The organism is Cellulomonas gelida, assembly GCF_006538725.1.
Lineage (GTDB): Bacteria > Actinomycetota > Actinomycetes > Actinomycetales > Cellulomonadaceae > Cellulomonas > Cellulomonas gelida.
Genome location: NZ_BJLQ01000017.1, coordinates 1 through 20,871 on the forward strand (window position 1 = coordinate 1; position 20,871 = coordinate 20,871).

Below are 20,871 nucleotides of genomic sequence, written 5' to 3' on the forward strand. Positions count from 1 at the left end.
GGTCGCAGAGATCGGTCGCAGGAGTCGGTCACCGCGGCCCGTCGACGCCGGGCCGGTCGCAGAGGTCGGTCGCAGAGATCGGTCGCAGGAGTCGGTCACCGCGGCCCGTCGACGCCGCCCGTCGTCGGGCTGGTTGTCGCCGCCCGTCGTCGGGCTGGTCGCCGCGGCCCGTCGTCGGGGCGGCCGCCGGGGATGGTCGTCGGGGCCGGACACCGTAGCCGGCGCCGAGGCGTGCCGCCGTGGGCAGATCTGCCGCGAGCAGGACGAGTGCCGCGGTCGCCCGTCCGGCTGCCACCGTGGCGGCATGAGCGAGATGACGACGAAGACCGAGTACGACGAGGTGCTGGCGCAACGCCTCCTGCACCAGCGGGTGCTGCTCATGGGCACCGCGCTCGACGAGCCGCTGGGCAACCGCCTGTGCTCAGCGCTCCTGGTGCTCGCGGCCGAGGACCCGCACCGCGACATCACGCTGCTGATCAACTCTCCCGGCGGCTCGGTCCCCGCGATGCTCGCGATCCGCGACGTCATGGACCTGGTGCCGTGCGACGTGGCGACGGTCGCGATCGGGTGGGCCGCGAGCGCGGGCCAGTTCCTGCTGTCGTCGGGCGCTCGCGGCAAGCGGGCCGCACTGCCGCACGCACGGGTGCTGCTGCACCAGGGGTCGGCGGGGATCGGCGGGAGCGCCGTGGACGTCGAGCTGCAGGCCGACGACCTGCGCCACACGCGCGACACGGTCCTGGGGCTCATCGCCGCCGACACGGGCCAGCCCATCGAGCGCGTGACCGAGGACTCGCAGCGCGACCGCTGGTTCACGGCCGGCGAGGCGCTCGCGTACGGGTTCGTGGACCGCGTGGTCGACGACGTGGCGCAGGTGCTGCCGTGGTTCGGCACCCCCACGGGCTTCGGCGCGGTACCCGGGGGTGCGCGGTGATCATCCCCTACGTCACGCAGAAGGTCCCCGGCGGCGAGCGCTCGCTCGACGTGTACTCGTGGCTGCTGGCGGACCGCATCGTGTACCTCGGTTCGCCGATCGACGACGAGGTCGCGAACGTCGTCGTCGCGCAGCTCCTGCACCTGGAGTCGGCAGACCCCGACGGCCGGATCGACCTGTACGTGAACTCGCCGGGCGGGTCGCCGTCCGCGATGCTCGCGATCTACGACGCGATGCAGTACGTGCGGCCCGTGGTCACGACGACGTGCGTGGGCCGGGCCGCCGCGGACGCCGCGGTGCTGTTCGCAGGCGGCGCCGCCGGGCAGCGGTCGATGCTGGCGCACGCGCGCGTCGTGCTCCACCAGCCCGGGACGCAGGCCCGCGGCGACGTGCCGGACCTGATCCTCGCGGCCGACGAGATCGTCCGCGTGCGGTCGGAGCTCGAGGAGGTGCTCGCGCGGCACACGGGCCGGTCGGTCGAGACGTTGCGCCGGGACACGGATCGCGCGCTCGTCCTCACCGCGCACCAGGCGGTCGAGTACGGCCTGGCCGACCAGGTCATCGACCGCGACGCCCTGCGCCGCACCGCCGCCTGAGCGCCCGCACCCGCGCTGACCACCCGACCCCACCAGCCCGACCCGACCGACCGCCTCCCACCAACCCGACGCAGGCCGACCGACTCCCGCCAGTCCGGCTCCTCCCAGCCCGACTCCGGCCAGCCCGGCTCCTGCCAGCCCGACTCGGGCCACGCCGGCTCAGGGCAGTCGGCCGGGCGCTCAGGCGGCGAGCAGCGTGACGGCCCGCGACGCCGCGGGAGCCGAGCGCACGGTCGCGGCGGCGCTGGTCGCGCCTCGCGACGACGTGAGGTCCAGGACGACCACGGGTCGGGGCGCGGTCGTCGTGCCCGCGCGGGGTGCCAGCAGGTCGGCGACGCGCAGTGCCAGGTCGGCCAGCGACAGGTCGAGCGCGGTGGTCACCGCGGCGAGCACCTCCGACGAGGGCTCCTTGCGGCCGCGCTCGATCTCGGACAGGTACTGGGTGGAGACACCGGCCCGCGCGGACACGTCGGAGAGCCGGAGCCCGGCGTCCAGGCGCCGCTCACGCAGCACTGCGCCGAGTGCGTCCCGCCACCGCAGCGGGCGTCGCCAGGCGTTCGCCCGCGGCGATGGCACACCGTGCAGCACTCGCGTCGTCTCCGCTCCCATGAGCCGACGCTAACCGCGCCACCACCGCGCGCACCGCCGTTCCGCTCACAGCAGACCGCCACGGCGAGCCACGTCGAGCGCCACCGCGACTGCGAGCCGTCGCCGTCTTCGGCCACCGCCGCGCCACCTGGACGGGCCGCAACTTTCGACAGAGTGGACGCGCAACCGGTTCCATGCCCCGCTAATCGGTTCGCACTCGTCGGTCGCCGTTCCGGAGGCACCCGCCCCGCGCGCAGACTCTCTCGATAACGGTTTACACCCCGTCCCCACGTGTGGACCTGGGCGAAGACCGTGGCAGCCCGGCGATCCGCCGGGCCCGTGCTTCGTCCCCGTGCGGGGTGGCGGAGCGCGGCCGAACCCGCACCAAGGAGTGCACCAGTGTCCGAAAGTTTCTCTCTGCGCGGGCGGCGACATGGTCGTCGAACGCTGCGCGCCTGGCTGGCCATGGGGACAGCCGCTGTCTTCGCCGCCACCGGTGTGGCGATGGCGACGCCCGCCTCGGCGATCTCGTCGAACTCGACCGGCACGAACAACGGGTACTACTACTCGTTCTGGACCGACTCGCAGGGCACCGTCTCGATGGACCTCGGCTCGGGCGGCAACTACTCGACCCAGTGGTCCAACACCGGCAACTTCGTCGCCGGCAAGGGCTGGCAGACCGGCACCCGACGCGCGGTGTCCTACTCGGGCCAGTTCAACCCGTCGGGCAACGCGTACCTCACGTTGTACGGGTGGACCCGGGGTCCGCTGATCGAGTACTACATCGTCGACAACTGGGGCACGTACCGCCCCACCGGGACGTTCATGGGGACCGTCAACTCGGACGGCGGCACCTATGACATCTACCGGACGCAGCGCGTCAACCAGCCGTCGATCGAGGGCACGTCGACGTTCTACCAGTACTGGTCGGTGCGGCAGCAGAAGCGCACGGGCGGCACCATCACGGCCGGCAACCACTTCGACGCGTGGGCGTCCAAGGGCATGAACCTGGGCTCGCACGACTACCAGATCCTCGCGACCGAGGGGTACCAGTCCTCGGGCTCGTCGAACGTCACCGTGTCCGAGGGCTCGTCGGGTGGGAACACGGGCGGCAACACCGGCGGGAACACGGGTGGCAACACCGGTGGGAACACCGGCTCGAACGGCTGCACGGTGACCGCGACCGCCGCCGAGTCGTGGTCCGACCGGTTCAACGTCACGTACACGGTCTCGGGCGCGTCGAGCTGGTCCGTGACCGTCAACCCGGGCTCGGGTCAGTCGATCCAGAACTCCTGGAACGCCACCCGCAACGGGAACACGTTCACCTCGAACGGCAACCAGAGCTTCGGCGTCACGTACTACTCGGGCGGGAACACGTCGATCCCGTCAGCGAGCTGCACGGCGTCCGGCTCGACCGGAGGCAACACGGGCGGCAACACGGGAGGGAACACCGGCGGTAACACGGGTGGGAACACCGGTGGGAACACCGGTGGCGGCAACGGGTGGACCTGCACCGCGGGCTACGTCGGGCTGACGTTCGACGACGGCCCGAACTCCGGCACCTCGACCCAGCTCATCAACACCCTCACGGGCAACGGCGCCACCGCGACGGTCTTCCCGACCGGCCAGAACGCGCAGAACAACGCCTCGCTCATGCAGGCGTACAAGAACGCGGGCCTGACGATCGGGAACCACTCCTGGGACCACCCGCACCTGATCAACATGAGCTACAACGACGTCCAGTCGCAGCTCAGCCGCACCCAGCAGGCGATCCAGCAGACGGCGGGCGTCACGCCCCAGCTCTTCCGGCCGCCGTACGGCGAGACGAACTCGACGCTGAAGTCGGTCGAGAGCGCGCTCGGGCTGCGGGAGATCATCTGGGACGTCGACTCGCAGGACTGGAACAACGCGAGCTCGTCGCAGATCCGTCAGGCCGCCAGCCAGCTGCAGAACGGCCAGATCATCCTCATGCACGACTGGCCGGCGGCGACCGTCCAGGCCCTGCCGGGCATCCTGCAGGACCTCAAGTCGCGCAACCTGTGCACCGGCACGATCTCGCCGAGCACCGGACGTGCCGTCGCACCGTCCACGGGTGGGAACACGGGCGGTAACACCGGTGGGAACACGGGCGGCAACACGGGTGGCAACACCGGCGGGAACACCGGTGGCAGCTGCACCGTCACCGCGACGCGGGCCGAGTCGTGGTCCGACCGGTTCAACGTGACGTACACGGTCTCCGGTGCGTCGAACTGGTCCGTGACCGTGAACCCGGGCTCGGGTCAGTCGATCCAGAACTCCTGGAACGCGACGCGCAGCGGCAACACCTTCACGTCGAGCGGCAGCTCGAGCTTCGGGGTCACGTTCTACTCAGGAGGTAACTCGTCGACACCCGGTGCGTCCTGCACCCCGAGATGATCAACCGGACGACCTGATCGAGCAGGGGTCCTGATCGCACCACGGGACGACGAGGCACGACAGAACGACGAGGGCCGCGGCAGCCACCAGGCACCGCGGCCCTCGTCGTGCGTGGCCGACATCGGCCCCTTGCCCGGCACGACGGCCGCGCCCCGTCCTGCGGGCGAGGCCCACGCGCGCGACGCAGCGACCGCCCGGTGCCCGGGGTCCCGGGTCTGGTCTCGTAGATTGGACACGGTGACGGAGCTGATGGAGCTCACGGGAGCAGACCAAGCTCACGGAACAGGCCGAGCTCACGGAACAGGCCGAGCTCAGGGAACAGGCCGAGCTCACGGAACAGACCGAGCACGACGACAGGAGAGAACGACCATGCGCGCGACGGTGATCCACGGGGCCCGGGACGTCCGGATCGAGGAGGTTCCCGACCCGGTGATCCAGCACCCGACGGACGCGGTCGTGCGCGTCGTCGCCGCGTGCGTGTGCGGCTCGGACCTGTGGCGCTACCGGGGCATCGAGGACGTCCCCGAGCCGGTGCGCATGGGTCACGAGTACGTCGGCGTCGTCGAGGAGATCGGCGCGCAGGTCACGACGCTGCAGGTCGGCGACTTCGTCATCGCCCCGTTCTACGTGTGCGACAGCACGTGCGAGAACTGCCGCAACGGCGTGAGCACGTCGTGCCTGCACGGCGGCTGGTGGGGCAGCCACGACGGGACCGGGAGCTCGGCCGACGGCGGGCAGGGCGAGCGTGTGCGCGCACCGCTGGCCGACGGCACGCTCGTCGTCGTCCCCGGGCAGCCGTCCGACGAGCTGATCCCCCACCTGCTGACGCTGTCCGACGTGATGGGCACGGGCCACCACGCGGCGCTGCAGGGCGGTGTGCGTGAGGGCTCGACCGTCGCGGTCGTCGGTGACGGCGCCGTGGGTCTGTGCGCGGTGCTCGCCGCGAAGCGTCTGGGGGCCTCGCGGGTCGTCGCGATGTCCCGGCACGAGACCCGTCAGGAGCTCGCGCGCAGGCTCGGCGCGACGGACGTCGTGCCGGAGCGCGGCGACGAGGGCGTCGCGCGGCTCAAGGAGATGTTCGGCGGGATCGGCCCGGACGTGGTGCTCGAGTGCGTCGGCACCAAGGAGTCGATGGACCAGGCGCTGCGCTCGGCGCGGCCGGGCGGGCAGGTCGGGTTCGTCGGCGTACCCGCGGGCGGTCCGGAGCTGCCGGTGCGGACGATGTTCGACACGAACGTCGGGGTGCGCGGCGGCGTGGCGTCCGTGCGCAACTACATCGAGGAGCTGCTGCCGGAGGTGCTCGACGGCCGCCTGCAGCCGGGCGTCGTGTTCGACCTGGAGCTCCCGCTGGCCGAGGTCGCCGAGGCGTACGCCGCGATGGACGAGCGCCGCGCCACGAAGGTCCTCCTGCGCCCCTGACCCGCGCGCCGTTCGGGATGCACCCTCGTCGGATCCGTGCCTAGCCTCGGCAGGAGGCCCAGGGCAGGCCCGACGACGAGGAGGCGCACCGTGCCTGAACGACGCGATCCCGGTCCGAGCGTGAAGGACAAGGAGCTCTACGAGACGCTCCGCGACGAGGGCAACAGCAAGGAGAAGTCGGCGCGCATCGCGAACGCGGCCGCCGCGCGTGGCCGCTCGGCGGTCGGCAAGAAGGGCGGCGAGTCGGGCTCGTACGACGACTGGACGGTCAAGGACCTGCGCAAGCGTGCGTCCGAGCTCGAGATCGACGGCCGCTCGAGCATGACCAAGTCCCAGCTCGTCGACGCCCTGCGCCACCACTGACGAGCTCGTCCTGCTTGACGGTCATCGTCCTGCCTGACGGTCACGAGCTCGCGTACGCGCGGGACTGCAGCGCCCACAGGCCCGCGTAAGGACCGTCGGCCGCGACGAGCTCGGCGTGCGTGCCGTGCTCGACCACGCGCCCGGCATCCAGCACGACGATCCGGTCGGCGAGCCGGACCGTCGACAGCCGGTGCGTGACGAACACCGTGACCCCGCCGACGGTCGCGGCGACCTGCGCCGCCGTGGCCTGGTACGCGTCGACGAGGCGCTGCTCGGCGAGCGCGTCCAGCGCGGACGCAGGCTCGTCGAGGACCAGCAGCTCGGGGTCCTCGCGCATGAGCGTGCGCGCGAAGCCCAGGCTCTGCCACTGACCGCCGGACAGGTCGCGCCCGGGCGCGTACCCGGTCCCGACGACGTCCTGCGGTGCGAGCGCGTCCGCGAGCTCGCCGACGTCCGCTCGGCCCACGGCACGGGCCACCGCGGCCTCGTCGTCCACGTCCGCGAGCCGGCCGATCCCCACGCTGTGCTGCAACGTGAGCTCGACGCGCGCGAAGTCCTGGTAGAGCGCCGCTGTGCGTTCGCGCCACCGCGACGGCACGACTGTCGCCAGGTCCGCGCCGCCGACGAGCACCCGGCCCGCCGTGGGCCGGTAGAGGCCGGCCAGCAGCTTGAGCAGCGTCGACTTGCCGGCGCCGTTCTCACCGACGAGCGCGACCGACGTCCCGGCGGGCAGGTGCAGGTCGACCGCGTCGAGCACGGTGGCGTCCGTGCCCGGGTAGCGGAAGGTGACGCCCTCCAGGCGGATGCCGTCGGACAGATCAGCGGGGAGGTCGGTGCGCGAGTCCGCCGCGTGGTCCGCGGGCGCGCCGGCGGCCGTTCCTCCGAGCGTGCTGGTGGACGGCACGGCGGCCGCAGGGACGTGCCGCTCGGCGGCGACCTCGAACTCGAGCGCGAGGAACCGACGCAGCCCCGCGGCGGCGCGGTGCACCGACCCGAGCATCTCGATCCCCGCGGACATCTGCACCGAGAGCTGGGTGGCGAGCGTGATCGTCAGGACCACCTGGCCGACGCTCGCGCGCCCCTCGCGGGCGAGCCAGAACGCCCCGAGCACCGCGGCGACGTACGCGACGCCGAACACGAGCTGCCCAGCCGCCCGCAGGAGGGCGTAGCGCGTGTCGGCGCGACCCATCGCGTCGTCGTAGGTGTCGAGCAGCGCACGCTGCCGTGCGAGGAGGAAGTCGGTGCCGCCGCCGAGCCGGATCTCCTTCTGGGACGCGGGGCTCGTGGCGAGCCGGCGCAGCGAGCGGATCGAGCGGGTCGTCGCCGCCTGCTCCTCGCGGACCTGCTGCAGCCCGGACTCCGCGCGGCGGCCGAGCACCACGGGCGCCACCGCGAACGCCGCGAGGACGAGCAGCCACGGCGAGACCGTCGCGAGCACCACGGCCGTGAGCAGCACCTGCACGGCGGTCGCGCCGAGCTGCAGGCCCGTCTGGACCGTCGCGCGCATCTGCATGACGTCCTGGCGGAGCAGGTCGGCGCGGTCCGCGAACGCGGGGTCGTCGGTGCGGTCCAGGTGGTCGCCGCCGTTGACGAGCCGCAGCAGCTCGCGGTTGAAGTGCTCCTCGGTCTGCTCCGCGAGCTCGAAGTAGTAGAGGTGCGCGAAGTGGCCGAGCATCAGGTCACCGGTGAGCGCGACGGCCACGACGAGCGCCCACGCGCTCGCCCCGGAGACGTCCCCGGCGACCACCTGGTCGACGAGCCGCCCGGCGCCGATCGCGACGACGGGCGTCGCGATCGCACCGAGCAGCAGCAGGCCCGCGCCGACGACGAAGCGGCGACGGTCCAGGCGCCACGCGATGCCCAGCAGCCTGCGCAGGCAGAACGCCACGTCCCTCATCGCACACCTCCCGTGGCGCCCGCGCCGGCGGTCGCACCCTCGTCGTCGCCCGGGTCCCCGGCGGCGAGTTGTTCGTCGGTGACGCGTTCGTCGGTGACGCGTTCGTCGGTGACGCGTTCGTCGGTGACGCGTTCGTCGGTGGCGCGTTCGTCGGCGAAGCGTCGCGCCTGCACGTCGAACATGCGCGCATACTGCCCACCAGCCGCGACGAGCTCGTCGTGCGTCCCCGCCTCCGTGACGCGACCGCCGTCGAGGACGACGATCCGGTCGGCCCGCCGGACCGTGGAGAACCGGTGGGAGATGACCAGGCTCGTGACACCGCGCGTGAGCTCGAGGAACGTGTCGTAGAACTCGGCCTCGCCGCGCGCGTCGAGCTGCGCGGTCGGCTCGTCGAGGACGAGCACGGACGCACCGTGCCGCACCGCGAACAAGGACCGGGCCAGCGCGAGGCGCTGCCACTGCCCGCCGGACAGGTCCCGACCGCCGGGCAGCGCGCGCGTGAGCGGCGTGTCCAGACCGTCGGGCAGCTCGGCGAGCAACGACCCGAGCCCGACGCGTTCGAGCTCGGCGCGGATGCCCTCGTCGTCGTCGCGGTGCGCGATCGCGGCCATCGCGACGTTCTCGCGCAGCGGCAGCTCGTAGCGCAGGTAGTCCTGGAACGTGATGGCGAACGCGGCCTGCCAGGCGTCGACGTCGAGCGTGCGCAGGTCCGTGCCGTCGACCCGTACCGCACCCGCGATCGGGGTGTACATGCCGGTGAGCAGCTTGACGAGGGTCGTCTTGCCCGCGCCGTTGACGCCGATCAGGGCGGTCGACGTGCCGACGGGCAGCTCGAGGTCGAGGCCGTCGAGCACGGCTCGGTCCGGGGTGTACCCGAACCGCACGTCGTCGAGCGCGACCGTGCGCTGCGGCGCGAGCGTGGTGCCCGGCCGGGCGGCGGCCGGTGCGGGCCCGGTGCGGCGCGCGATGTCCTCGAGCTCGAGCAGCGCCTGCCACGCGCTGCGGCCGTAGACCAGCTTCACGTCCGACTCGGGGAAGATCACCCCGAACCGCCCGCACAGGATGAGGGCCTGGACCGCGACGCTGACCGCCGCGACGTCCACGTCCGCGCGCGCCACGACGAGCAGGGCGACCACCGACCCGGCGAGCGCGGCCAGCGTGTAGACGAGGAACGGCGCGCCGTACACGGCCCGGCGGCGCGTCCACAGCGTGTCGAGGACCGCGCGGTTCTCGGCGACGTACCGCTCGTCGAGCCAGTCGACGAGCCCGAGCGTGCGGATCTCCTTCGCGGCGCGTGTGCCGGTCGCGAGCTCACGCACGTAGTTCGCGCGGCGCCGCAGGGGCGCGAGCGAGCGCACCACGTCGCCCCACCGGTGGAACGCCTCGGTCTGGCCGAGACGCGCGACGAGCGCGACGAGCGCACCCGCGAGCGCCGCCCACGGTCCGGCGGCCCACGTCAGGACGACGAGCGAGCCGACGAGCTGCGTGTAGCGCGCGGTGAGCGCGAGCGCGCCCTCGACCGCAGCCCCGGGCGTGAGGGTCCACTGCTCGAACGCCTCGTCAGCCTGGCTCAGCCGGTCCGCGACCTCAGGCCGCTCGAGCCCGGCGAGTGACGCGCCCCGCAGCGAGAACGACGCGAGCCGCTCGATGCACGCCGCGTCGACACGACGCTGCACCCGGCGCGAGAGCACGAGCTGCACGGGCGCGACGAGCTGCTGGACGAGGAACGCGCCCGCGGCGAGCGCGAGCCACCCGACGGCCGCGTCGCTGCCGAGGTCGCGCAGCGCGAGCCCCGTGCCCAGCATGAACGCGACGGGTGCCAGCCCCGCGACCAGGTGCACCGCGACGGTCCCCGCGACGAGCCCGCGGCCGGCGTACGGCCGCAGCTCGCCCAGCTGACGCGCGGCGAACCGGCGCTGCGACCAGCGCTCCCGCGCGAACCGCCACGGCGTGCGCGCCGCTCCACCGTCCGAGCCGGAGCTCGTACCCGCTGCTGATCCTGGACCCGTCCCGACCTGTCCCATGGCTCCCCGTGCGTCGTCGTCGACCGTTGATGGGAACGCTCCCGCATCGGGCGATCGTGCCGCTACCCCAATTCCACATCGCGACCGCAGCCCGCGCTGTGGCGGTAGGCCGTGCCCGGTCGGTCCCCGCCACTCAGCCGCGCCCGGTCGGCCCTCCTGGCCTTGGCCGTGCCCGCCAGGTCGTCCAGCGACCTCCCGATGTCGGCGCGGAGCCCTACCCTCGGCGGATGATCACGACCGAGCGCACCGACCCGCCGACAACGGGCGACGAAGCCGCGATCCTGCTGGGCTTCGTCGACTTCCACCGCCGCACGCTGCTGACCAAGGCGGACGGCCTGGACGCGGCCCAGCTCGCCACGAGGCTCGAGCCGTCGACCATGACGCTCGGCGGGCTGCTCCACCACCTCGCCTACGTCGAGGACATCTGGTGCAGCGTGGTGCTGCACGGCAACCCGCCGGCGGAGCCCTGGGCGTCGGTCGACTGGGCCGCCGACCAGGACTGGGAGTGGACGGTCGCGGCGACGCTGGCGCCCGACGAGCTGCGGCGGCGGTACCTGGCGGCGGTGGACCGGTCCGACGAGCTCGTCGGACCGGTGCTGCGCACGCGCGGGCTCGACGCGGTCGCAGCCCGCCGCGACCGGCAGACCGACGCGGAGATCTCCCTGCGCTGGATCCTCGTGCACCTGGTCGAGGAGTACGCGCGCCACAACGGTCACGCCGACCTCATCCGCGAGTCGATCGACGGCCTCACGGGCGAGTGAGGGCCGCCCGCCGGCCGACGCGCGGCGGGGCACCGGGCACGAGCCGGTCAGCGGACGAGGCGGTACACCGAGACGTGCGAGGGCGACTCGGCGGTGAACGGCGCGCCCGACCAGTCCGCGTGCCGGCTCTCCAGCGTGAACCCCGCGAGCTGGCCCATGAGGTCGAGCTCCGCCGGCCACACGTACCGGTGGCGGCTCGTGCCGATCCGCGCCTGCCTGGCGGGCTGGGCGTGCTCGTCGCCGAACCACACGTGGTGCGAGACGACCTGCTGGTCGAGGCAGTCGTACGTGTCGACGCCGAGATAGCCCGGCGCGGTCCCGAACACCGTGGCGCCCTTCCCCGGCGGGAGCGCGCGCAGCTCGGGCACCCACAGCTCCACGACGAACCGCCCACCCGGCGCGAGGTGCGCCGCCGCGTTGCGGAAGCACGCGACCTGCGCGTCCTGCGTGAGCAGGTTCGACAGGGAGTTGTAGACGACGTAGACCAGCGAGAACGGACCCGGGACCCGCACGCTCGTCATGTCCCCGACGACGACCGGCAGCGCGCCGTGGTCGAGCTTGGCGCGCAGCCTGGCGACCATCGCCGGGGAGTAGTCGATGCCCGCCACGGGCACGCCGCGCCGCGCGAGTGGCACGGCGACCCGCCCGGTCCCGATCGCGAGCTCGAGCGCGCGGCCGCCGTCGGCGAGCTGCGCGAGACGATCGACCGTCGCGTCGAGCAGCTCGGGCGCGAACATGCCCTGGCCGGGAGTGTCGTAGGAGGCCGCCGCCTCGTCGTCCCAGCCGTCGGCGACGGGGTCCGGTGCGTGGTCAGGTGCGCGGTCCGGTGCACGGTCCGGCGCAGAGCCCGGCCCAGGGTCTGACGTCGCGTCCTGCGCAGTGGTCATGCGCCCGACGATCGTCACGCGACCGCGCCGCGGTCAACGCGAATAGCGCCCTCGCCGGGCTCGTGGTCAGCGGTGCTGGTCGGTGGCCGTGCGCGCGACGAGGCGACGGGTCGTCAGGTCGGCGCCCGTCAGCACGCCCGCGCGGCCGAGCAGGCGGCCGTGCTCCCAGTTCGACAGGCCCAGCTCGGGCTGGTCGAGCGCGTACTGCCCGTCGACCCACCGCGTGAACCCGTCGCCGACGAACGGTGCGTCGACCGCGCCGAGGAACGCGTCCCACGCGGCGGCGTCGGTCCCGACGAGCGACGCGACGAACCGCGGCGAGTACGCGTTGAACAGCGCGACGGCCTCCGCGACGTCCTCGACGACGACCACGCTGAGCTCAGGGGTGTTCTCCCACTCCCACTCGCGGCCCAGCTCGTCGGACGCGAGCACGCTCGCCCGCGGCTCCGCGACGACACCCTCGGCCCGGTGCACGTCGATCGTGCGCTCGAGCTCACCCGCGGGCAGCCACTGCTCGCTGCCCGCGACGACGTGCACGCGCGCGACCGTCCCGCGTGCGGCGGCGGCCTCGTCGGCGGCGGCCAGCAGCACGGGGACCAGCTCGGCGGCCCGCGAGCGCGGGATCGCCGCGACGTTGAGCGTGTTGCAGACCTTGCGGTCCAGCGAGTGCCGCACCACGGAGGCGAAGCGCGCGGTGTCCGCGGACTCGTCGGCGACGAGCCAGGCGCCGCCCGTGCCGTGCGCGCTCACCGGCGTGCCCGCCTGGCGCGCGACCGCCGCGAGCTGCGCGACCGCGGCGCCCGAGCCGCGCACGACCGCGAGCGACAGGCGACGGTCGGAGAAGAGCGCCCAACCTGCCGAGCGCTCACGGCTCGTCACCAGGCTGATCGCGCCGTCGGGCAGCCCGGCCCCCCGCAGCGCGGGCGCCAGCGCGTGCTCGACGATCGCGGTGGCGGTGCCGAGCGCGTCGCCGCCGATCCGCAGCACGGCGGTGTTGCCGGTCGCGAGCACGCCCGCGGCGTCGGCGAGCACGTTGGGCCGGCCCTCGAAGACGAACCCGATGACGCCCAGCGGTGCCGTGACCACGTCCACGTGCCAGTCGGCGTGCGTCACGCGCGGCGCGGGGGCGTCGTCGCTCGCGGCCTTCTCGACGAGGTCCGCCCAGCCGCGCAGGCCGTCGGCCATCTGGTCGCGCACGTCGGCGTCGATGCGCAGGCGCGTGGTCGAGCGGCCGAGCGCCTCGGCGCGCGTCACGTCCTCGGCGTTGGCCTGCGCGATCGCGTCCCACGCGGCGACGAGCCCGTCGGCGAACGCGCGGTAGAACGCGGCGACCTGCGCGGCCGGGACGCTGCGCATCGCCTGCGCCGCCTCGACCGCCGCGCTCACGCTCGTCGTGACGGCGTCCGAGACCGCGGCGGGGACGTGCAGGAGCGCACCGTCGTCGTGCACGACGTACAACCGGTCACCCGGCTGGAACGCGGCCGCGAGCGCGGCGTCGACGGTCGTGAACCGGTCCCCGCCGAACGGCACGAGCGTGCCGGCGGTGAGCTGCGTGAGCTGTCCTGCGGTCGTGGTCATGGCGGGCCTCGTGTGTCGGTCGTCCAGGTCGTGCACGGTGCCGGGTCGCGGTGGGTGTCGGCCGGGTCAGGTGGCCGGATCGCGCCGGGCGGGGCTCCAGCCTGCCCGCTCGACGCACGCGTCCGCAGCAGCGTCCATTGTGCGTCCGTACGGGCGCTCGCTGCCGCGAGGCAGACCTGGTCGCGGCTGGTCCAGGCGCCGTCCTGCGGCGGGTCCTGCGGGGGTCCTGCTTCGTCGGCAGCGGCCGTCCCGCCTCGTCGGGCGCCGCGTCCTGCCTCGTCGGGCGCCGCGTCCTGTCTCGTGGGGCCTAGCGTGCTCGGGTGAGCCACTTCGCCGAATACCTACCGGGCCGCCACGGCATGCGCGACGCGACGCTCGTCCTGCGTGCCGCCCTGCCGGGTGACGTGGACGGGATCGCTCGCGTCGCACGGACCCGCGGGGATCGGCTCGTCGGGCTCGAGGACCGGCTGAGCGCCTGGGTGCGCGACGACGAGCGCGTGGTGGTCGTCGCGTGCCGCGCCGCCGAGACGGACCGTGGCGTAGGCGACGAGGTCGTCGGCTGGTCGTCGGCGTCCCGCATGAGTGGCCACGACGACGCCCCGGACGGCTGGTACGTGTCGTCGTTGACCGTCGACCCCGCATGGCGCAGACGAGGCGCGGGCGACCGCCTGCTTGCGGCCGTGGTCGCGGCGACCTCGGTCCGCAGCCCGGTGCTGCGCTCGATCGTCAACGCGACCAACCTGCCCTCGCTCGACCTGCACGCAGCGCACGCGTTCGTCGAGGAGGCCCGCGGCTCGTCGTTCGCGGGCATCACGTTCCTCGGCGGCGAGGGTGTGCTCCTGCGCAGGCAGCGCGACGACCACGCAGCGCCCCCGGCACCGGATGTTCGTGACATGCTCGGCGCATGACCGAGCCGCAGGAGCCGCGCATCACCCCCGCCCCCTCCCGTGAGTCGTTGGCAGCCGAGCTGCGCCAGGGCACCAAGGACACCGCGGTGGGGTTCCTCGAGGACCTGCTGTACGGCGTGGTCACGCTCGTCGTCCTCGTGGCGCTCGTCGGCGGTGGCGCCGCACTCGGGTCGGCCTCGGGCGTGGGGTGGCTCGTCGGCGCGCTGATCGGCGCGGTGCTCTTCGGGGTGCTCGCCGTCGTCGTGCTCGTCAAGGGTGGCATCAAGGGCATGCGTCAGCTGCGCGGTCGCCGCTGACGCTCAGCCGCCGGGCGGAGCCGGGATCAGGTCGTCCAGGCGGTCGGCGACGTCCGACACGCCCCGCCCGACGGGCGAGCCGACGATCGGGGCGACCCCGCGCGCACCGGGGTTGATCGCCTCGCGCCAGGGCGTCTGCACGTCGGTGTTCCCGTCGAGCACGTCGTCGACCTCGTCCGCGGCGATCGCAGCCAGGTCCCGCAGGGTGTCACCCGTGACCTGGAGCGGGTTGCCGGTCAGGCCCGTGCCCGCGCGGACCACCGGCTTGAGCAGCATGCCCTTGACCAGGATGGTCTTGAAGAGCAGACCCTCCATGGAGAAGAACCGCATCGCCTTGACGGCCTTGAGCAGCGTCGCGATGCGCTGCAACGCCAACGCGACCTTGGTGAGCACCGCAGCGATCCGCGAGTAGGCGACGGCTGCCTCCGCTGCCGCCGCGACCGCGCCCGCGACCGCCGACGCGCCGACCGTGACGATCGCCAGCGCGGCGTTCACCGCGAGCGTCAGCAGAGCCCACTCGATGAGCTCGCGGATGATCCCCGCGACCAGCTCCTCGGCGAGCTCGACCTCCATGGCCGCGTCGTCGAGGAAGTCCGCCGTCTGGCCTGCGCCGTCGGCGAGCTGCCGGATCTCCTCGTCCAGCTCCCGCATCAGCGCCGAGAACGCGTCCGCGGCCTCGCCGTCCCAGGACGCGGCGACCGGCGCGATGACCTCGCGGTGGTGCCGCTCGAGCGCCTCGACCGTCCGCGACAGCGAGCGCCACCGCTCGGCGACGGACCGGACCTCCTGCGAGTCGCCCGTCACCGAGTCGAACATCTCGGTCAGCGGGTCGACGAGCGGCTTCATGATCGCGTCGATCGCGCCCGAGAGCCCGCCCATCCACCCGGACACCTTGTCCCACGCCGAGACCGCGGCACCCGCCGACATCAGCGCTCACCCACCCGGAAGGCGTCCGCCACGGCGGTGTCGCCGTCGCGGTACGTCTCGATCGTCAGGCCCAGGCCCGTGCCGATCTGCTCGAACGCCCGCACCAGCCCGTCGAGCCCGGTCTCGACGGCCGTGTACTGCCCGGCGAAAGTCGCGGCGATCTCCTGCGACTGCGGCAGCTTGCCGAGCGCACCCTCGGGCAGTCGGGCACCGGCGAGCGCACGCTGCGCGGACCGGGTCTCGGCGGCGAGCGCGTCGTGACCGCGCGCACCGTGCGCGAGCGCGTCGTAGGCGACCTCGAACCCGTTCATCGGACGGCGTCCCGACCGGCGTCGTCGCGGTACCTGGCGAGCTCGCTCTCGAGCGCCGTGCGGGTCTCCTCCGGGACCCGGCCGCGGACCATGTCCTGCAGCGACTCCGCTCCGACCAGACCCTCGGTGGCGCGCACGAGCTGCGCGTCACCGGCTGCGCGCGCGGCGGCGACGGCCTCGAGCGTCGCGGTCCGCAGCCGCTCGGGCGTGAGGTCCCCGACGCTCGCGTACTGCACGTCGAGCAGGTGACCGGTCGCGTCGACGGTGACCGTCACGGTGCCCGAACGGTCGGAGGCGGTCGCCCGCACCTGCGCGACCCTGCTCTGCAGCTCCGCGGCGTCCTCGAGCCGTCGTCGAGCCTGTTCCTGCAGGTCCGCCAGCCACACGTCGGTCCTCACGTCTGCCCCCCCTTGTCCAGTAGGTGCCCGAGGGTACTGCCCGTGGCGGTCAGCGCGCGGGGACGGCCCGCGCCGACGCCCACGCGCGCAGCTGCGCGACGCGCTCGGCCATGACGACGGCGAGCGGCCGGGTGGTGCGCAGCTCGGCCAGCACCGCGGACGCGTCGAGCGGCACGGCCTTCGCGTGCGCGGCGTAGGTCGCGGACACGACGCCCTGCTCGATCTCGGCGCCGGAGAACGCGGCGGACGCGGCGACGAGCGGTGCGAGCTCGTCGTCGCGCAGCACCAGACCACGGCGCGCGGCGTGCAGGCGCAGGAGCGCGGCGCGCGCGGCCTCGTCGGGCAGGTCGACGAAGAAAATCTCGTCGAACCGTCCCTTGCGCACGAGCTCGGGCGGCAGGGCCGCGATCTCGTTCGCGGTGGCCGCGACGAACACCGACGAACGTCGGTCGGCGAGCCAGGTGAGGAACGTGCCGAGCACGCGCCGCGCGGAGCCGCCGTCACCGTCGGACGAGGCGACGGCCTTCTCGATCTCGTCGATCCACAGAACGCAGGGCGCGAGCGCGTCGGCCGCGGCCAGCGCGTCGCGCAGGCGCCGCTCGGACTCGCCCACGTACTTGTCGTGCACGCCCGCGAGGTCGAGCCGCAGCAGCGGGACGCCCAGGACGGACGCGGCGGCGCGGGCGGCGAGCGACTTGCCGCAGCCCTGCACGCCGAGCAGGAGCACGCCGCGCGGCGCCTCGAGGTGCGGTGCGCTGCCGTCGAGCGCGGGCCGCCGCAGCGCGATCCACTGCATCATGCGGTCGAGCCCGACCACGTCGCCCGGCCCGACCGTCGCGTACTCGTAGGACAGCACGCCGTCGGCCGCGAGCGCGTCGAACCGCGCCCGCTCGACCACGGGCACGTCGCGCACGGTGATCGCGCCGTCGTCGACGACCGCCCCGCGCGCGAGCCGCGCGACGTCGCTGCGGGACAGCCCAGCGAGCCGTCGGACCAGCAGGTCCCGGGCCTGGGGGTCGACGTGCGGGAGCTGCCCGGACGTCGCGGCAAACTGCGCGATGGTGTCGTCGACGATCGCGGCGCGCTCGGCGACCGACGGGAACGCCACCGGGACGTGCACCGCGAGGTGCTCGAGCTCGTGCGGCAGCTCGACGGAGCGCGACACCAGGACGACCGTGCTCCGGTTGGCGTGCGGGGCCTGCGCGGCGTCCTTGAGGAGCCGCACGACGACGGGGTCCTCGAACCACGGGTGCAGGTCGAGCAGGATGTAGACGGCGGGGACAGCGCTCTCGACGATCGTGCGCAGCACCGTCGACGCGTCCGTGTTGTGCCGCTGCGCGCCGCCGAGGTCGACGTCGAGCCTGCGCAGGCCGTCGGTGACGCTCCACCGCAGCACGGGCCGCCCGCCGCCCCCGCCCGCGACGCGCAGCGCGGACCGCACGACGAGGTCGAGCGCCGCGGCCTCGTCGGCCGTCTCCAGCACGACGATCGGAGTCCTGGCGGCGATGAGGGCCGCGACGTCGTCGCGCGAGCCGTCGGGAACCACGCGCACAACCTAGCCGCAGGGTCCGCCACGTCCGCGCGGCGCCGCGCGGCAGCCACCCGCCCGGCCTACCGACGACACGCACGCCGGTTGCCGTGCCCGGCGGTGCGGCGTCAGGACGTGATCGCCAGGCCCAGCCAGGCCGCCGCGAGGCTCGCGACGAGCATGCCGCCCGCGTGCACCACCGCGGCGCGCGTGCGACCGGCGCGCAGCAGCCGCGCGCCCTCGACGCTCGCTGTCGAGAACGTCGAGTACCCCCCGAGGAACCCGACGCCGAGCACGTCCTTGAGGTCGCCCGCCGCCGGGTGCCCCGCGACCCACCCGACGACCATCCCGAGCAGCACGCACGACGTCACGTTGATGACGAGCGTCCCCGCGGGCACGGTCCAGCGGTTGTGCCGCGCGACGAGCGTGTCGACCTCGAACCGCGCGACCGCACCGAGTCCGCCCGCGAGCGCGACGAGCAGCGCGATCACGCGGCGGGCCGCTCGTGCGTCGTCGGTCGCCGCCGGGGACCCGTGAACCGCGCCGCGACGACCATCCCGGCGACCGCGAGCACGAGCCCGAGCACCACGCTGACCAGCGGGTACGCCACCGCGATCGTCGTCTCACCGTCGGAGACGAGGCGCTCGACCTCGAGCACGAACGTGCTGTACGTCGTGAACCCGCCGAGCACCCCGGTGCCGCAGCCGAGGCGCACGGACCGCCGCCAGCCCTCGTCGGGACCGCCGCGCACGAGGCGCTCGAGCAGGAGACCGAGCACGAACGAGCCGACGAGGTTGATCCCGAACGTCGCCCACGGCCAGCCCGTCGGCTGCGCGAACGCGCCCTCGAGCCCCGCCCGCAGCGCCGTCCCGAGGGCCCCGCCGACGAACACGAGCCCGACGAGCCTCAGGTGCTCGCGCCGACTCACCACGGCGACCTCGTGGCGGTCCAGTCGACGACGTCGAGCGGGACGGTCAGCACCGGGCGGTGCTGGTGGTGCGCGAGGTGGACCGCGACCGAGCCGTCGACGAGCTCGCGCAGCTTCGACCCCGGCCCGGGTGCGCGCGTGCCGACGACGATCGCGGCGGCGTCCACCGCGCGCGCCAGGTGGGTCAGCGCACGGTCGGGCCGGCCCGCGAGGTAGTGCAGCACCCACGGCACTGCCGCAGACGCCGCGCTCGTCGGGGAGCTCGTCGGGATGCGCGTCGGCGCGCTCGTCGGGCCCAGGAGCTCCTCGACCCACGCGCGCAGGTCGGCCTCGACCGTGTCCCACGTGTCGTCGACCCCGTCCGGGTCGACCGGCGCGTGCCGGACGGTCCCGTCCGGGTGCTCCTCGACGACGTACCGCCCCGTGTCGACGTACGCGAGGTGCAGCGTCCCGCCCACGGCGAGCGCCCAGCGCGCGGCGGTACGGACGACGAGCTCGGGCTGCCCGGGCACGACGCCGACGACCAGTGCGTGCGCGACGGGTTCGACGATGCGCTCGACGGCCGGCTGCGGCGCCGATCTGGTCACGGGAGCCTCCTTCGTCGTGGACGGCCGCCTGCCCACGGTCGTCACGGTCGGGCAGGACGCATCGGCCGGGTGCGCACACCTCGCGGCGACCCGGGCGCGCCCTGCGGTAGCCGTCTGCTGGCTCAGCGTAGAACCACTCGACCGTGACGTCGGCGACCGCCGGCGGTCCCGCCACGACGTGCCCCTCGTGGCGCCAGGGGGCATGCTCGACGAAGGGGCCAGCTCCACGGCATCGGAGGCATCGGCATGTGCACGAGCATCAGGTTCTCGGACGGCACCCACCTCTACCTGGCGCGCAACCTGGACTGGACCACCGGGTACGGCGAGCGGGTGGTGGTGACACCGACGGGCTACGCGACGCGGTCGCCGTTCGGCGCCGTGCCCGGCATCCAGCACGCCGTGATCGGGATGGGCATCGTCGAGGACGACACTCCGCTGTACTTCGACTGCGGGAACGACGCAGGCCTGGCCGTGGCCGGTCTCAACTTCCCGGGGTACGCGACGTACGCGGACGGACCCGTGGAGGGTGCGACCAACGTCGCCGCGTTCGAGCTCCCGCTCTGGGTCGCCTCGCAGTTCACCTCCGTCGACGAGGTCGAGGCCGCGCTCGAGCACGTCGTCGTGGTCGACCGTCCGATCAACGAGAAGTACCCGAGCTCGCTGCTGCACTGGATCGTCGGCGACGCGACGCGCGCGATCGTCGTGGAGAGCACGAGCGAGGGCGTGCAGCTGTTCGACGACGACGTCGACGTCCTCGCGAACCAGCCCGGCTTCGCGTGGCACCACGAGAACCTGCGCAACTACCTCAACGTCTCACCCGACTTCCCCGAGCCGAGCGTGCTCGGCCGGGCGCACCTGAGCCCGTTCGGCTCGGGATCCCACATGCGAGGGATCCCCGGCGACTACTACTCGACGTCCCGGTTCGTGCGTGCCGCCTACGTGAATGCGCACTACCCGGACAAGACGAGCGAGGAGGAGAACGTCAGCCGCGCCTTCCACACGTTGCAGCAGGTCGCGATGGTGGACGGCTGCGCGGCCATGGGCTCGGGCGAGTTCGAGACGACCATCTACACCGGGCTGTTCTCGTCGAGGACGACGACGTACTACTGGAACACCTACGACGACCCGGCGATCCGCAGCGTCGCGATGGCCGACAACGCGCCCGACGGGACCGAGCTCGTCGTCGCCTAGTCCTGCGGCGCGGCGCGGCGCCAGGGGTTGGCCGGGTCGGTCGCCGTGGGCGCCGCGACGACGCGCACCGCGTAGGTCGGCACCTCGGTCCCGGCGACGGTGCCCAGGTACTCGTGGCCGGTCATGCGGCACCACACCGGCAGGTCGATCGGCGCGATCGGGTCGGACGTGGACAGGTGCACGACAGTCCCCACCTCGAGCTCGGCGACCCGCGCGCGCAGCAGCACGAGCAGCCGCGCGCACCCGAGGTCACCCCCCTCGATCAGCACAGGCTCCGGCACCCGCCGATCGTGCCACGGTGCGCCGACGACGACGCACCGCCGCGAGCCGGACGATGC

The 20,871-nt window shown here is 73.7% G+C and carries 22 protein-coding genes; 9 read left to right on the top strand and 13 right to left on the bottom strand.

Annotated elements, in window-relative coordinates:
- The first annotated feature begins 304 nt into the window (after positions 1-304).
- Positions 305-931, top strand: a complete 627-nt coding sequence (locus tag CGE01nite_RS09185) for a ClpP family protease (protein ID WP_141370447.1) — start codon at positions 305-307, stop codon at positions 929-931.
- Positions 928-1,527, top strand: coding sequence for a ClpP family protease (locus tag CGE01nite_RS09190; RefSeq protein WP_048344482.1), 600 nt, complete (start codon positions 928-930; stop codon positions 1,525-1,527). The genes CGE01nite_RS09185 and CGE01nite_RS09190 overlap by 4 nt, the downstream gene beginning before the upstream one ends.
- Positions 1,528-1,707: 180 nt before the next feature.
- On the opposite strand, the gene CGE01nite_RS09195 is transcribed toward CGE01nite_RS09190, so the two are convergent.
- Positions 1,708-2,136, bottom strand: a complete 429-nt coding sequence (locus CGE01nite_RS09195) for a helix-turn-helix domain-containing protein (RefSeq protein ID WP_082156565.1) — start codon at positions 2,134-2,136, stop codon at positions 1,708-1,710.
- Between the two features lie 483 nt (positions 2,137-2,619).
- On the opposite strand from CGE01nite_RS09195, the gene CGE01nite_RS17465 reads away from it, so the two are divergent.
- The 3 genes from CGE01nite_RS17465 (at position 2,620) to CGE01nite_RS09210 (ending at position 6,312) form a co-directional block, all read left to right on the top strand.
- Positions 2,620-4,530, top strand: a complete 1,911-nt coding sequence (locus CGE01nite_RS17465) for a glycoside hydrolase family 11 protein (RefSeq protein ID WP_304364756.1) — start codon at positions 2,620-2,622, stop codon at positions 4,528-4,530.
- Between the two features lie 369 nt (positions 4,531-4,899).
- Positions 4,900-5,949, top strand: a complete 1,050-nt coding sequence (locus CGE01nite_RS09205; protein WP_048344480.1) for a zinc-dependent alcohol dehydrogenase family protein — start codon at positions 4,900-4,902, stop codon at positions 5,947-5,949.
- Positions 5,950-6,039: 90 nt separating this feature from the next.
- The gene (locus CGE01nite_RS09210; RefSeq protein WP_048344479.1) at positions 6,040-6,312 is read left to right on the top strand and encodes a DUF7218 family protein; all 273 of its coding nucleotides are present in this window, start codon (positions 6,040-6,042) and stop codon (positions 6,310-6,312) included.
- A 40-nt stretch (positions 6,313-6,352) separates the two neighbouring features.
- Here CGE01nite_RS09210 and CGE01nite_RS09215 read toward each other — a convergent pair whose 3' ends face one another.
- Positions 6,353-8,209, bottom strand: a complete 1,857-nt coding sequence (locus CGE01nite_RS09215; RefSeq protein ID WP_141370452.1) for an ABC transporter ATP-binding protein — start codon at positions 8,207-8,209, stop codon at positions 6,353-6,355.
- Positions 8,206-10,233 (bottom strand): ABC transporter ATP-binding protein, encoded by a 2,028-nt coding sequence (locus CGE01nite_RS09220; RefSeq protein WP_141370454.1) that lies wholly within the window; start codon positions 10,231-10,233, stop codon positions 8,206-8,208. Before CGE01nite_RS09220 ends, CGE01nite_RS09215 begins: the two co-directional genes overlap by 4 nt.
- Positions 10,234-10,460: 227 nt before the next feature.
- Here CGE01nite_RS09220 and CGE01nite_RS09225 point away from each other — a divergent pair, with 227 nt between their 5' ends.
- Positions 10,461-10,994 carry a DinB family protein gene (locus CGE01nite_RS09225; RefSeq protein ID WP_141370456.1) on the top strand — a complete coding sequence of 178 codons (534 nt, stop codon included), beginning with the start codon at positions 10,461-10,463 and terminating at the stop codon, positions 10,992-10,994.
- 47 nt (positions 10,995-11,041) lie between these two features.
- On the opposite strand, the gene CGE01nite_RS09230 is transcribed toward CGE01nite_RS09225, so the two are convergent.
- Positions 11,042-11,881 (bottom strand): class I SAM-dependent DNA methyltransferase, encoded by an 840-nt coding sequence (locus tag CGE01nite_RS09230; RefSeq protein WP_141370458.1) that lies wholly within the window; start codon positions 11,879-11,881, stop codon positions 11,042-11,044.
- 66 nt (positions 11,882-11,947) lie between these two features.
- Positions 11,948-13,459, bottom strand: coding sequence for an aldehyde dehydrogenase family protein (locus tag CGE01nite_RS09235; protein ID WP_141370460.1), 1,512 nt, complete (start codon positions 13,457-13,459; stop codon positions 11,948-11,950).
- Positions 13,460-13,779: 320 nt separating this feature from the next.
- Between CGE01nite_RS09235 and CGE01nite_RS09240 the strand changes: the two genes are divergently transcribed.
- The gene (locus tag CGE01nite_RS09240) at positions 13,780-14,367 is read left to right on the top strand and encodes a GNAT family N-acetyltransferase (protein WP_141370462.1); all 588 of its coding nucleotides are present in this window, start codon (positions 13,780-13,782) and stop codon (positions 14,365-14,367) included.
- On the top strand, positions 14,364-14,663 hold the full coding sequence (locus CGE01nite_RS09245) for a hypothetical protein (RefSeq protein ID WP_141370464.1): 300 nt from the start codon (positions 14,364-14,366) through the stop codon (positions 14,661-14,663). Before CGE01nite_RS09240 ends, CGE01nite_RS09245 begins: the two co-directional genes overlap by 4 nt.
- Positions 14,664-14,666: 3 nt before the next feature.
- Here the strand turns inward: CGE01nite_RS09245 and CGE01nite_RS09250 are convergent, their stop codons facing one another.
- From CGE01nite_RS09250 to CGE01nite_RS09280, 7 genes are all read right to left on the bottom strand, one after another.
- Complete coding sequence (locus CGE01nite_RS09250; RefSeq protein ID WP_141370465.1) at positions 14,667-15,590, bottom strand: WXG100 family type VII secretion target; 924 nt, start codon at positions 15,588-15,590, stop codon at positions 14,667-14,669.
- Positions 15,590-15,901, bottom strand: coding sequence for a hypothetical protein (locus CGE01nite_RS09255; protein ID WP_141370468.1), 312 nt, complete (start codon positions 15,899-15,901; stop codon positions 15,590-15,592). The genes CGE01nite_RS09250 and CGE01nite_RS09255 overlap by 1 nt, the downstream gene beginning before the upstream one ends.
- Positions 15,898-16,299 carry a YbaB/EbfC family nucleoid-associated protein gene (locus CGE01nite_RS09260; protein ID WP_141370470.1) on the bottom strand — a complete coding sequence of 134 codons (402 nt, stop codon included), beginning with the start codon at positions 16,297-16,299 and terminating at the stop codon, positions 15,898-15,900. Before CGE01nite_RS09260 ends, CGE01nite_RS09255 begins: the two co-directional genes overlap by 4 nt.
- A 49-nt stretch (positions 16,300-16,348) precedes the next feature.
- Positions 16,349-17,845: an AAA family ATPase gene (locus CGE01nite_RS09265; RefSeq protein ID WP_141370472.1), complete on the bottom strand. Its 1,497-nt coding sequence runs from the start codon at positions 17,843-17,845 to the stop codon at positions 16,349-16,351.
- Positions 17,846-17,955: 110 nt separating this feature from the next.
- Positions 17,956-18,318 (bottom strand): fluoride efflux transporter FluC, encoded by a 363-nt coding sequence (locus CGE01nite_RS09270; RefSeq protein WP_141370474.1) that lies wholly within the window; start codon positions 18,316-18,318, stop codon positions 17,956-17,958.
- Positions 18,315-18,755, bottom strand: coding sequence for a fluoride efflux transporter FluC (locus CGE01nite_RS09275; protein WP_231583970.1), 441 nt, complete (start codon positions 18,753-18,755; stop codon positions 18,315-18,317). Before CGE01nite_RS09275 ends, CGE01nite_RS09270 begins: the two co-directional genes overlap by 4 nt.
- Positions 18,752-19,342: a universal stress protein gene (locus CGE01nite_RS09280; RefSeq protein ID WP_229747598.1), complete on the bottom strand. Its 591-nt coding sequence runs from the start codon at positions 19,340-19,342 to the stop codon at positions 18,752-18,754. The genes CGE01nite_RS09275 and CGE01nite_RS09280 overlap by 4 nt, the downstream gene beginning before the upstream one ends.
- Positions 19,343-19,588: 246 nt before the next feature.
- Between CGE01nite_RS09280 and bsh the strand changes: the two genes are divergently transcribed.
- On the top strand, positions 19,589-20,533 hold the full coding sequence (gene bsh / locus CGE01nite_RS09285) for a choloylglycine hydrolase (protein WP_141370478.1): 945 nt from the start codon (positions 19,589-19,591) through the stop codon (positions 20,531-20,533).
- On the opposite strand, the gene CGE01nite_RS09290 is transcribed toward bsh, so the two are convergent.
- On the bottom strand, positions 20,530-20,814 hold the full coding sequence (locus CGE01nite_RS09290) for a sulfurtransferase TusA family protein (protein ID WP_141370480.1): 285 nt from the start codon (positions 20,812-20,814) through the stop codon (positions 20,530-20,532). The genes bsh and CGE01nite_RS09290 overlap by 4 nt on opposite strands.
- Positions 20,815-20,871: the final 57 nt, after the last annotated feature.

Bases quoted from the DNA above. Each gene is read 5' to 3' on its own strand.
- CGE01nite_RS09195 (WP_082156565.1), bottom strand. From the start codon at position 2,136: ATGGGAGCGGAGACGACGCGAGTGCTGCACGGTGTGCCATCGCCGCGG.
- bsh (WP_141370478.1), top strand. From the start codon at position 19,589: ATGTGCACGAGCATCAGGTTCTCGGACGGCACCCACCTCTACCTGGCG.
- CGE01nite_RS09225 (WP_141370456.1), top strand. From the start codon at position 10,461: ATGATCACGACCGAGCGCACCGACCCGCCGACAACGGGCGACGAAGCC.
- CGE01nite_RS09245 (WP_141370464.1), top strand. From the start codon at position 14,364: ATGACCGAGCCGCAGGAGCCGCGCATCACCCCCGCCCCCTCCCGTGAG.
- CGE01nite_RS09220 (WP_141370454.1), bottom strand. From the start codon at position 10,233: ATGGGACAGGTCGGGACGGGTCCAGGATCAGCAGCGGGTACGAGCTCC.
- CGE01nite_RS09215 (WP_141370452.1), bottom strand. From the start codon at position 8,209: ATGAGGGACGTGGCGTTCTGCCTGCGCAGGCTGCTGGGCATCGCGTGG.
- CGE01nite_RS09235 (WP_141370460.1), bottom strand. From the start codon at position 13,459: ATGACCACGACCGCAGGACAGCTCACGCAGCTCACCGCCGGCACGCTC.
- CGE01nite_RS09185 (WP_141370447.1), top strand. From the start codon at position 305: ATGAGCGAGATGACGACGAAGACCGAGTACGACGAGGTGCTGGCGCAA.
- CGE01nite_RS09205 (WP_048344480.1), top strand. From the start codon at position 4,900: ATGCGCGCGACGGTGATCCACGGGGCCCGGGACGTCCGGATCGAGGAG.
- CGE01nite_RS09230 (WP_141370458.1), bottom strand. From the start codon at position 11,881: ATGACCACTGCGCAGGACGCGACGTCAGACCCTGGGCCGGGCTCTGCG.
- CGE01nite_RS17465 (WP_304364756.1), top strand. From the start codon at position 2,620: ATGGCGACGCCCGCCTCGGCGATCTCGTCGAACTCGACCGGCACGAAC.
- CGE01nite_RS09255 (WP_141370468.1), bottom strand. From the start codon at position 15,901: ATGAACGGGTTCGAGGTCGCCTACGACGCGCTCGCGCACGGTGCGCGC.
- CGE01nite_RS09250 (WP_141370465.1), bottom strand. From the start codon at position 15,590: ATGTCGGCGGGTGCCGCGGTCTCGGCGTGGGACAAGGTGTCCGGGTGG.